Annotated in this window: 6 protein-coding genes and 1 pseudogene; 3 read left to right on the forward strand and 4 right to left on the reverse strand. The window is 63.4% G+C overall.

Annotation, left to right across the window (positions count from 1 at the left end):
- Positions 1-3,157 (forward strand): annotated as a pseudogene (locus U1A53_RS17515) (hypothetical protein); the annotation flags it as partial.
- Positions 3,158-3,262: 105 nt separating this feature from the next.
- Positions 3,263-5,836, forward strand: a complete 2,574-nt coding sequence (locus U1A53_RS17520) for a PQQ-dependent sugar dehydrogenase (protein WP_322282963.1) — start codon at positions 3,263-3,265, stop codon at positions 5,834-5,836.
- Between the two features lie 42 nt (positions 5,837-5,878).
- Here the strand turns inward: U1A53_RS17520 and U1A53_RS17525 are convergent, their stop codons facing one another.
- On the reverse strand, positions 5,879-7,900 hold the full coding sequence (locus tag U1A53_RS17525) for a PKD domain-containing protein (protein WP_322282965.1): 2,022 nt from the start codon (positions 7,898-7,900) through the stop codon (positions 5,879-5,881).
- A gap of 212 nt (positions 7,901-8,112) precedes the next feature.
- Between U1A53_RS17525 and U1A53_RS17530 the strand changes: the two genes are divergently transcribed.
- Positions 8,113-8,637, forward strand: a complete 525-nt coding sequence (locus U1A53_RS17530; protein ID WP_322282966.1) for a hypothetical protein — start codon at positions 8,113-8,115, stop codon at positions 8,635-8,637.
- Positions 8,638-8,674: 37 nt separating this feature from the next.
- Here the strand turns inward: U1A53_RS17530 and U1A53_RS17535 are convergent, their stop codons facing one another.
- The 3 genes from U1A53_RS17535 to U1A53_RS17545 are packed head-to-tail and all read right to left on the reverse strand — an operon-like array spanning position 8,675 to position 11,966.
- Positions 8,675-9,949, reverse strand: coding sequence for a hypothetical protein (locus U1A53_RS17535; RefSeq protein ID WP_322282967.1), 1,275 nt, complete (start codon positions 9,947-9,949; stop codon positions 8,675-8,677).
- Between the two features lie 5 nt (positions 9,950-9,954).
- A complete protein-coding gene (locus U1A53_RS17540; RefSeq protein ID WP_322282969.1) occupies positions 9,955-10,500 on the reverse strand; it encodes a hypothetical protein in 546 nt (181 codons plus the stop codon).
- A gap of 2 nt (positions 10,501-10,502) precedes the next feature.
- Positions 10,503-11,966 (reverse strand): DUF1501 domain-containing protein, encoded by a 1,464-nt coding sequence (locus U1A53_RS17545; protein ID WP_322282971.1) that lies wholly within the window; start codon positions 11,964-11,966, stop codon positions 10,503-10,505.

Consider the following 11,966-nt stretch of genomic DNA (forward strand, 5'->3'; position numbering starts at 1 on the left):
TGGCATCGGGATCGACTCTAGCAAAAGTGGTGTCGTGCAAGGAGACGGCAGGATCATTGCCGTGGGAGCGTCCTACAACGGCAACACCAACGCGTATGACTTCGCGCTGGTGCGCTACAATGCGGATCTGAGCCTCGACACGGGCTTTCACAGCACTGGCAAGGTGACGACCCACATCGGCAGCGAAGCTGCCGTCGCGCATAGTGTCGTCTTGCAGACCGACGGCAGGATCGTGGTCGCAGGCTACTCCTACAACGGCAGCAAGTACGTCTTCACCCTCGCCAGGTATTTTGGCAGTGACCAGCCGCCCATCACCAAGACTGGTGTGGCAAGCAACGTCAGCAAGACTGCCGCCACGCTGGCTGGCAGCGCCAATCCCAACAGTCTGGCGACTACGGCCCACTTTGAATACGGACTCACGTCGAATTACGGCAGCGTGACTGCGGATCAGGCTTGTGGCAACGGCACCACGTCGGTGAACCTCAGCGCTGGCATCACCGGACTGGCTCCGAACACGACCTATCACTTCCGTCTTGTCGCGGTGAATGCCGCCACGCTGTTCGGCGGCACCACCTATGGCAGCGACGCTACCTTCACCACCGCCCCTGATCCGCCCGTGGCAGTCACGGCTGCTGCCACCACGGTGAGCGCCTCGGAAGCCACGCTGGCCGGGGTGGTCTTTCCCAATGGACGTGTGACCACGGTCTCTTTCGACTACGGCCTGACGAGCATCTACACCGAGACCACTTCCGTGCAGACCATCCCAGCAGGAACGGGAGCGGTCACAGTGTTCGCCATGGTGACGGGCCTCGTCGCCAACGGCACCTATCATTTTCGCGTCGTTGCCAACAACTCCGGCACGCCTGTCCCCATCGAGGGGCTGGATCAAACCTTCGTGGCGCAGGCTCCGGCTCCGAGCGTGTCCAGCAGTGGTGCTGCACCGCTGAGTACCACAAGCGTTCGTCTCAGCGGAACGGTGCGGGCGCACAATGCGGACGCGCAGGTGTTCTTCGACTACGGCACCGATGGCGTGACGTTTCCCGCCAGCGTCACTACCACCCCGGCCACCGTGACGGGTGACGTGGACACGCCGGTGAATGGCAGCCTGCTCAATCTCTCTCAAGGTGTGACGTACCACTACCGGCTGCGCGCGGTGAACGCAGGCGGCACGACCACCAGCGGCGTGGGCACCTTCACCCTGGATCTGCTCTCAGGCTTGAATCAAACCTTCCCCAGTGCCGCGCCGGACGCGCAGGGTTTCGTCTTCGTCAATCTCGCGCCTGCGGGCCTGCTGCACGGCTGGCGTTTCATCGGTGAGCAGCAGTGGCGCGCCTCCGGCGTGCCGGCCAGCGGTTTGACGACAGGGACGCGGGAGATCGAGTTCCGTCCGGTGCCGGGGCACATCCAGCCGCCGCAGGAGGTCGTCAGTGTGATCAGCGGGGAGGCGGCCACGGTGCTCGCGCGTGATTACTACGAGGCCGCCGTCACCGGCAGCGGCGGGCTGAGCGTGACGCTGAAGCCCGACTCCATCACCACCGGCAGCGGACGCGCGCAGTGGCGGCTGCTGGGCGAGGATGACACGCAGTGGCGCGACAGCGGCGCGACGCTCACCAGTTTGATCCCCGGCAGTTATCTCATCGAGTGCAAACCGGTCTCCGGCCACACCACACCGCCGAACGCCAACGCCACGATCAGCGCCAACCAGACCGGCGCGCTGACGATCACCTATTTCATCGCGGAAACGCCAACCGGCGTTCCGCCCGCCGAACTCGCCTTCTCCGCCGTCGCCACGGATCAAACCAAACCGTATGCGCATGTGGGCCAGATCCGCAGCGCGGTGGGATCGAGCACCGTCTTCGTCGTCAAAGCACGGGTGGTGGCCACCGCAGGCCATGTCGTCTTTGATGATGGCACGCTCGCCGCCGTGCAGGGGCTGCAATGGCTGTTTCAACGGCATCGCGGCACCTACGAGCCGAAGCCGCAGACTCCACGCGGGTATTACATCTTCGACGGCTACGCAGCGCAGCGCATCCTCGACAACTCACCAGGCACCTCGTCACCGCAGTCGCAGCATCTCGACGTGGCGGCGCTGTACTTCGAGGAAGACGCAGGCCGTGGCGGTTACGGCGGCTTTTTGGCGAGTGATTTGAATGACAACGAGTTTCTGCTCTCGAATGCCAACAAGATGCTGGTGGGTTACCCGGTCGATGGCATCGCCACGACGAGCCAGGGGCGCATGCATGCCACGGCACCGGCGAATGTGGTGTTCACCGCCGCGTTTGGCCGCACGTTCACGACTGCGGGCATCCGCAGCAGCGGCGGGAACAGCGGCGGGCCCTTGTGCGTGCAGTATCAGGGCGGGAACTACTACCCGGCCGCGATCTATCTCGGCGGGACGAATCAAACCGTGGTGCGCGCGATTGACAGCGCGGTGATTGATCTCTTCAACCGCGCGGAAGTCAGCGGCAACGGTGGCGGCAACAACACCGGCGGCGGCATCACGCACACCAGTGTGAGCGTGATCGGCAGCGCGGGTAACCCGGGGGCGCTCAAGGTGCTCATCGAACCAGCGGCTGCGATCAGCGCCGGGGGCGGCTGGCGCTTGAGTCCTGAAACGAGTTACCGTGCCAGTGGCGCGCAGAAGAGCGGGCTGAACGCCGGGAGTTATGTGCTGCAACTGACCACGGTGGCGGGCTATCAGGCCCCCACATCGCCGAGTGTGACGGTGGTTGGCGGGCAACTCGCCACCATCACCTACAGCTACGATTTGTCAGTGGTCTTGAGTCCGCAGGAAAGCTGGCGGCAGGCGAACTTTGGCAGCAGCACGAACAGCGGCAGCGGCGCGGACGCCGCCGATCCTGATGGCGACGGACTCAACAACGCCGCCGAATACACCGCAGGGACAAATCCGAACAGCAACACGGATGTGTTCAAGGTGCAAACCGCGCAGAAGAGCGGCAGCACCTTCACGTTGACCACCGCCGGGAAGACCGGGCGCACCTACCTCCTGGAGCGCAACGCGACGATGACTGCAGAATCGTGGACACCTGTGGGGAGCCCGCAAGGTCCGCTGGCATCTGACGCCACTGTGACCCTGATCGACCCCGCCACACTGGCAGGCCAGGCGTTTTATCGCATCCAAGTCACGGGGCCATAATACGAGTGCGTGAGCCATGCGTGGGCGCGGCACTGACGGACCGAAGGTTTGTATCGACACCGGCCCCCACGGACCGGTAATCTGGCTTTCAACCAAGCTGCTCTCATGCTCCTTCGATTCACACTTCTCACCGGTCTGCTGCTGACCGGGTTGATGCAACGGCAGGCGCAGGCGGCGTTTCCGACGCTTTATCTGAAACCCGTTGTGCTGAAGCAGATCTACGCTCCAACGACCATCACATCCGCAGGGGACGGCAGCGGACGTCTTTTTGTCTGCGACCAGCCAGGGAAGATCCACATCATTCAGGGCGGCATGCTGCTGCCCACGCCGTTCCTCAACATCGCCAGCGCCAGCAACACGCCACCGAACAACGGTCCCGGCCCGGTGCTGTCTGTCGGTACCAACTACAGCGAGCGTGGCCTGCTCGGTCTGACCTTTCACCCCAATTACAACAAGAAGGACATCAACCATCAGCCGCTGCCCGGCTTTGGGAAGTTTTACCTCAACTACAACAAGGCCTACGTCGCGGGAGTCGATCCGCCGCCGCCGGTGGCGGACCACACGCCGAACTGCGTCACGATCATCGCCGAGTTCCAGGTCTCAGCGTCGAACCCCAACGTTGCCGATCCGGCCTCCGAGCGGCGGCTGCTGGTCTTCACCCAGCCGCAATCGAACCACAACGGCGGCCAGGTCGAGTTTGGCCCGGACGGCTATCTATACTTCGGCTGCGGTGATGGCGGCCAGCAGGAGGACAACAACGTCGGTCACACGGGCGGCAGCGGAGCCAAGCCCACCGACGCCCTCGGCAACGGGCAGGACAAGACGCGCTACCTCGGGAAAATCCATCGCATCGACCCCTTGGATCCAGACGGTGCCGGCCCGCTGACCTACAGCATCCCGACCGACAATCCCTTCTTCAATGATCTGACACCGGGCCTCAAAAAAGAGATCTATGCTTACGGCCTGCGCAACCCGTGGCGCTTCTCCTTCGACAAACGCCCCGGCGGTACGAACCGCCTGTTCTGCGGTGATGTGGGCGGCAACCGCGTCGAGGAGGTCGATATCATTGTCGCGGGCGGCAACTACGGCTGGCGCTACAAGGAAGGCCTGGAGTTCCCGCTGTTTTCCTCGAACGCCGCCGCTGCCTCCCCTCCAGGCACCAACATGACGCTGCCGCAAGCCGACCTCGACGCGCTCGTCGATCCCATCGCGGTGTATGCTCACACCAACATCCCGGTGGGGGACCCGCCGACGCTGCTGCCGAAGCTCGGCCTTTCCATCACGGGCGGCTTCATTTACCGCGGTGCCGCGATCCCGGCGCTGCAAGGGAAGTATGTCTTCGGTGACTATGGCACGACCTCGGGCGCCTCCAATGGCCGCATGATGGGGCTGGAAGAAACCGCGCCGCTCAGCGGCGTCTTCACGCTCACGCAGGCGTTGCCGCTCCTTGGCACGAATCCCATCGTCGGGCAGCGCATCTACTGTCTGGGAGAAGATGAGAGCGGGGAGATCTATGTGGGGTTGAAAACCACGGCGGGCGTGCTGGCACTCGACGCCGGTATGCCAGCCGGCGGAGTGTACAAGATCGTGGCAGCCATCCCGGGAGCTTCTGGCACGGCGACACTCGAACCGAGCAAGGACAACACCATGTTTGCAGAAGTGGCGAACAACTCGAATGCGCAGGGCCAGCGCATCTATGCCGGGAACACCGCCAGTTCCAATCCCCGGCGCGGCCTGCTGGCCTTTGACCTCACCGGCCTCCCCAGCGGCACGACGACGGTGGACTCTGCCAGCCTTCAGCTCACGGTGGAGTTCGGCTTTGGTGACCCGACGCCGATGAGTCTGTTCCGCCTCAATGTAGACTGGGGTGAAGGCACCTCGTTCGCCAACCCGACCGGCGGCACCGGAGTGGCCGCCACCCCCAACGATGCCACCTGGACTCACCGCTTCTTTAGCACCCAGACCTGGACCACTCCTGGCGGTGATTATGTGCCAGCCGCAACCGCCACCACGGATGTGGGCACCAGCGGTGCAAGAACGTGGTCCGGGGTGCAGCTCACCGCCGATGTGCAGAACTGGGTCGGCACGCCAGCGACCAACTTCGGCTGGATTCTGCTGGGGGATGAAGCCAATGCGCAGACGGCCAAACGCATTTACAGCGGTGAGGCGTCCACTGCCAGCGTCCGGCCAAAGCTGACGGTGAATCACACGGCGTATTCCGCCCCGCCCGCCACTCCCTTCGAGTCATGGCTCACGACGTATTTCCCAAGCAACGTCCCCGGCCAGTTCGTCGATCCCGAAGGCGACAACGACGGCGATGGCGTCAAGAACCAGATCGAGTATGCCTATGGCTTCAGTCCCATCGTCTTCAATGCGTCGAGTGATTTCAGCACGGGCCAGACACCGGCGGCGGGTGGTGCCACGGATCTCACCGTGACCTTCCGGCGTGACAGCGCCGCCACCGATCTCACTTACCAGCTTCAGACCAGCACCGACCTCACCACTTGGACCACCATCGCTCAAAGCGTCGGCGGTGCCGCAGCGACAGGACTGAATGGCGGCTCGATCATCTCTGACAACACGCTCTCCGGCACGGTGAAACTCGTGACGGCGAAGCAGACGCTGGTCGCAGGAGCGAATGACCGAAAGTTTGTGCGGCTGCGGGTGGACCGGCAGTGACGGATGATGCCCATACGCCGAGCTGGTGTCAGACATCGCCGCTCACGGGGTGGCGATGGAGTCGGAGGTCTCGGTGTTGCGGGTGGGAGAGTAGGTGAAGCCGGAGAGGGTGATGCCGGTGACGGTGAAGGTGAAGGTGCCGCGGTTTTTGGTGCGGATGGAGGTGAGCGCGGCGGTGCCAGTGCGGCTGGTGTTTTTGGACACGGTGCCGGTGGTGAGGCCGCTCCACTGGCCGGTGACGGTGGCACCGGACTTGAGCGCGCCGTTTTGATCCCTCACGGTGACGGTGGCGGTGGCGGCGTAGCCCTGCTTGGTGGAGCTGCGGCTCATGGCGATGTTGGCGACATAAACGACACTGTTGTTCTGCACGACAATGGTCACGGTGTCCGCCACCGAGGACAGGCCGCTGTTGTCCACGACGACGAGGGAGGCGGTGTAGGTGCCGGGGGCGGAGTAGGATTTGACGGGGTTGGCAGCGGTGGAGCCGGTGCCATCACCAAAATCCCAGTCGTAGGCGGTAACGCTGCCGTCGGGATCGTAGCTGCCGACGCTGGAGAAGTTCACTGCGAGCGGGGCTGTGCCCGTTGTGGGCGCGGAGGCATCCGCCACGGCGATGGGAACCTGCCCATCCACCGGAATGATGCTGCCGGTGAGGCGGAACTGGCCGAGGCTGCCGTAGTCGTTGTAAGCGGTGAGAGGATCACCGGTGCCGATGCCATCGATGGCGAGGTAATAGGTGCCCTGGGTGACCGTGGCACTCAAAGCAGCGCCGAGTGTGGTGGGATTGGCGGAAGTGACGAGGTTGCCGAGGCCGTCGTAGAGAGCGAACTGGATGTCGAGATTGGGCGAGAGTGCTGCGGGCGTGGCATTGAAGGAGATCGGACCCGCGCCTGTCGTAAAGCCGAAGAGATCCGCATCCGTGCGGCGCTCGATGATGCCGGCGGCGTCGATGGTCGTGCCGGTCAGCGGTGTGGCGTTCACGATGCTGTCACCGTGTTCGTCAACGCGGTAACCGGTGATGCCGGCGATCATGGCGGTGTCGTCTTGCGTGTTGTTCGCGTAAGGGTACTCGCCTTTGCTCCACTGGGTGACGTCCTTGTAGTAGCCCACGCCCATGATGGGTGCCCAGTTGGCGTGGCCTTGGTAATAACCGACTGCTGCGATGTTGTCGTGCGCCACCTGGCCGTCGTGGCTGAGATTGAAGGTGTGACCGGCCTCGTGGCTGGCGGCCTCGGCGGTGTATTTGACGTTGCCACTGCCGAGCTGGGCGGTGAAGACAAAGCAGGGGGTGTCCGAGTTCCAAGTGAAGGAGTTCAGGTAGGCCACGCCTCCAGCACCCGCGCCATACCAATCGTAGCTGCTGCCACCAATGCACACGCGCACGCCGAATTGCGTGTCCGAAGTGGTCGTTTTACGCAACGCTTCGAGTCCAGGATCCTGTGTGGACACGTCCACGTCAAACGGGGCGAAGTCCTCCGCGATGCGCTGCCAGATGGCCTGGATGTTGTTGAGTTCTGTTGTGGTGAAGGAAGTCGTCGTGCTGTCGGTGCTGTAGGGCGGCGTCACGATGTTCGCGCCGCTGGTGAAGTTGCTGTTCCAGTAGGTGCCGGAGGTGGTGTGACCGTCGAAGTCGAGGTAGATGACCTTGCTGGCGCCGGGCTTGCTGTGCAGCAGGAAGGTTTGGTCCACGGGGAAGGGGCCGGAGGGGATTGTGGTGCCAGTGGTCGTCGTCTCGGCGTTGGCCACGGCGTTTTGCAAGGGCAGCAGGCCCTCGCACACAAAATGAAGGCGGCCCTGGCGGTCCATGCGGAGGGTTCTTTCCTTCTGACAGAGATCGCGCAGCTCGGCATCGGTGCGGTCATACCACGCGGCGACTTGCTTCAGCCGTGATCCCAGCAAGGCGGGGATTTCAGTTCCACGGCTGTGCTTGGCGAAGGATTGCAGCGGGAACGCCTCACCCCGGCGGTTGGTCTGCGCATGGGCAGTGATGCCGAGGAGAGTGTTCAGAATCAGTACGGCTGTCAGGCAAGACGTACGAAGAGAGAAAAAGGAAGGCTGGTTCATTATTGTGGAAATTATAAAATAGCAGATTGGTCCGCTCTTTGTCCATCCTTTCCGCCGAGTGTTAGATTTTTTTCAGACGGCGTCACGGCCACCGACGCGAACCAGGCCGAGGTGCGCTGCTTTAAAAGGCCGCTCCGATGCACGCTCCTGTTCGCTCATCCTTCGTGCGCTTGGCGGCGTAATGTGGGAGACTGGCAGAACCAGCAACGGGCATGAAAACGACTCTCTCCTCCAGCCTCAAGAACATTGCCTTGGCCGTTTTCACGATGGCACTGTGCCTGAGCAGCCTCTCCGCCCGTGCCCACCCGCCATCCATTTCATGGCGCCGGTGCGATGTCCTGCCAGTCGGGCTGGTCATTCCTCGACTGCCGGGATATGTGCGCACCCCCTACACTCAGCCGCCGCGTCTGGTGGATGTGCGAGGCCTGGCGCCGGGATCGAAAGCCTGGTGCCCCTACAGCCACAGGCTTTTCATCGTTCCTGTCACGTCGCAGCAGCAGAAGGTGGCCTCATACACGGCTGTGAAGCTCGTGCGGAAGCCGCCGTTGCCGGTCGTTCACGTCATCCATGCTCCCATTGCTGAACGTCCCTATGGCATCGCCGTTCCTGGACGTCCCGGTTTCGTGATCAGCCCGCATGCTCCCCACCAGCAGTTCGTGGATGTCACGGGCCTGTCTGTGGGCACGGCGGTCAGATGCCCTTACACCGGCAAGGTCTTCCGTGTGCCGACGCCGTGAGGCTGTCGCCTCCGAAGAGAACATCGACGCCGCTTTTTCAGCGCACGATGTTCACGCCCAAGGGGGCGGTGATGACGCGGCCATCGACGCGCACTTGGCAGAAGAAGCGGATGAAGCCGACTTGCGGCGGACGGATCTTGAAGGCGAGCCAGGGGCCGCCGCGCAGATCTTCGCGCAGGATGTCGCCGCCGACGGGGTGGAGGCGGAGGACGGTTTTGCCGTCGTCGTAAAAGCCGGTGAGATGAGCGAAAGCGCTCATGAAAGGCTCCAGGCGGGTGACGGGCTGGCCAGAGGAGTCGCTGACGTGGATGCGCATCAGGCTGACCTGACGCAGCGGTGGTGAGCCGCCGTTTCCGCCGGTGAAGGTGAGGTCAAACCGAAAGCCGCCGACGGTGGTGCTGACGACATCGAGAAAATCGCGGGTGGCGCGGCTCACGATCTTGAACTCGCCGCCGAGGTCGGTGGCGGGATATTCAGGGAGCGCGGTTTCAGCGGGGGCGATCTCGGCCCACAGGCGGTAGGGACCGGCAACGGCCGGAGTGAAGGCGAACTCGAAGATTCCTGGAGAATCCATGCCTGTGGGAGTGAGGAGATGGAAGTCCTGCAAGGTCTGGTCCACGAGCAGAAAGCGGACGGGCGCGCCGTGCAGCGACACGAGCTGATGTGAGGCCAGGGGTGGACCAGCGATGGTCTGCAAGCGGGTGCGCAGCCGTGTTTCGACGCCTTGCGTGAGCACGGCCTCGGATTCGAGGCTGAGCTTGGTCAGTGATGTGACCGGCGTGGGGTTGACGTCGGTGTAGGGAATGCGGCGGACGCGCAGCACGCCACCGCAGACAGGGCAGGTCGCGTCGGATTTGGTCGAGAGCCGTTCGGGATGCTGCGGGCAGACGTGGATCTCGGCGTTGACGTCCGCCGGGTCGAAGGCGGGTTTCAATTCGTCGAGCGTGGCCTGTAAACGTGCGAAACTGGCGGTGGCGGTGGCTTGAGTCTGTGCCATGCCGGCCTGGGCGATGTCGTTGACGAGGCGGAAGGCCAGGGCGGTGTTTTGGTCGATCAACTGACGATGTTCGGGAGCGGTGGAAGCACGCGCGAGCAGACGCAGGGCAGGGCTGCACAGGGAAATCTGCTGCGGGGCTTCCTGCAGGCGGTCTTCTTTGAGCAGCCGTGCGACATTGCCGGTGGAAAGGCGGATGACGTTCCAAGCTTCGGCAGCGGTCTGGGGATCGAGCACCTGGGGCGGGACGGGCAGATCGGCGCGAGCGTGACAGCAGAAATGGAAAAGCAGAAAGCAGAAAACAAAATGCCGGTGCATGGAGATCACTGCGCGATGATGTCGTCCCGTGTCCAGAGGGTTTTGTCGGGACCGGCGGAGCGGATTTCCATCTTTTGGGCGGACAACTGATGGAAGAAGTAGGGCGTGCCCCAGGTGTCGATCAATTCGCCCTGGTCATTCAGGCGCACATTTTCCTGCGGGAGGTAGCGCACGCCTTGGGGATTGCCGCCGTTGAGGGTTTTGACGATCTCGGCGTTGGTGCCGACGGGATTGCCGCCGAAGCGCTGGCCAAAGTGGCGGAGATTGAGGGCGATGGAGTCGGCCTCGACGCGCGCGGGATGATCCTCGCGCGGGGGAGGAGGTGTGCGCGACGCTGGAACGACGGGCGGTGATGCTGCCGGTGGCACCGAAGGTGGCGGCATGACGGGAGCACTCACTTTTTGCGTCACGTCCGGCGATTTCGCCGCAGGGGAAGACGCGGGGGAAATCTCTGGCGTCGAAGGCGGGGCTGCATCTCGCGGACGCAGCAGGAAGACCGCGACTACGGCGGTGCAGATGATGAGAACTGCCAGCAGAAGCGATTTCTTCATCCTCACGGATTCATGAAGCCGAGATCCGCAGTGGAGAAACGGCCGATGTTTGGGAAGAGCACCGGGATGTCCGAGTCAGGGACGCCAAACCATTTCGCGAGAGTGGCGGAATGCTGATCGACCGCAAGAGTCGGAATCCAGCGCCCGGTGCCGGTGTCATCGGGGCCGTTGATGGCAAAAGTGGGCAGCTTGCCGAAGGTGCGGCCGCCTTGGACGGCACCGCCCATGACGAGGTGATGCGCGCCCCAGCCGTGGTCACTGCCCTGGCTGTTGGTAGGGAAGGTGCGGGAGAAATCGCTGGCGGTGAAGGTGGTGACGTTGCTGGATTCTCCGAGCTGCTCCATGGCGCGCTGGAAGGCAAACATGCACTCGCTGACCTCGTTGAGGAGCGTGGCGTGGCTGCCGGTGGTGGTGTTGAGGGTCGGCGTGAACGTGACCTGGGAGGTGTGGGTGTCGTAACCGCCGACCGAGCAGAAGAAGATCTGACGATGCATGTTGAAGGCCGCCGGGCCGCGGGCCTGGATCAAGCGGGCGATCATTTTGAGCTGGTTGCCGAGGGTGGTGACCGGGAAGGGGACGGTCCAGAAGGTGTCGAGGGCGGTGGGGGCGATGGCGGTGTTGAGCAGATCGCCGGTGTAGATGGCGCGGTCGAGCACCTGGGCGTAGGCCTTGCGCTGGAGGTTGGTGTTGCTGAGGGCGAGGATGTCACGCATGGCGCGGACGCGGGTGCCAGTGCCGCTCATCAAGTTGCCGCTCAAAGTGACGGCCCCAGTGGTGGAGACATGGTATTGAGAGACCAGATTGCCGATTTCCAAGGTGTTCGCGCCATTGAGGGAGACGGACATGGAAAGGCTGCCGCTGGGATTGGCCCAAGCATTGAGGAGATCGGCCACACGCCCGCCCCAGCCGGTGGCGGGGGGCTGATCGGGGATGGAGGTCTGCCATTGGGTGACCTGATCGCTGTGAGAGAAGAGCTGCGGGGGCTTGGTGCCGGTGGCGCTGGAAAGGTATTGCGCGCGGGTGATGGGGCGGACCAAGGTGCCGATGTTGAAGACGGTCGCGAGCTTGTCTTCGCCAAAGAGAGTCTGGAGTTCGCCGCAGTTTGGATGGAAGCCGTAATTGTGCCCGTCCGCGTCCTGATAGGCGGGATCAGCGCCGCCAGGGCCGGTGCGCAAGGTCAGCAGCGAGGACTGTGGCAGCGCGAGATTGCCGCGGATGGAGGTGTAGTTGTTGAAGGTGGTGGTGTCGGTGGGGACGATCCAGTTGTTGGAGTCATTGCCGCCGGAGAGGAAGAGGCAGACGAGCGCCTTGTAGTCGGTGGGAGAGGGGCCGGTGGGTGCCGCCATGACGGAGTTGATCAGTCGCAGGTCGCGGATGGTGCTGCTGTAGGCGGCGGCACCGAGGCCGAGGCCACCGAGGCTGCGGGCAAAGCTGCGGCGTGTGAGAATGTTGGGGGCGGAATTCAT

The organism is Prosthecobacter sp., assembly GCF_034366625.1.
GTDB lineage: Bacteria > Verrucomicrobiota > Verrucomicrobiia > Verrucomicrobiales > Verrucomicrobiaceae > Prosthecobacter.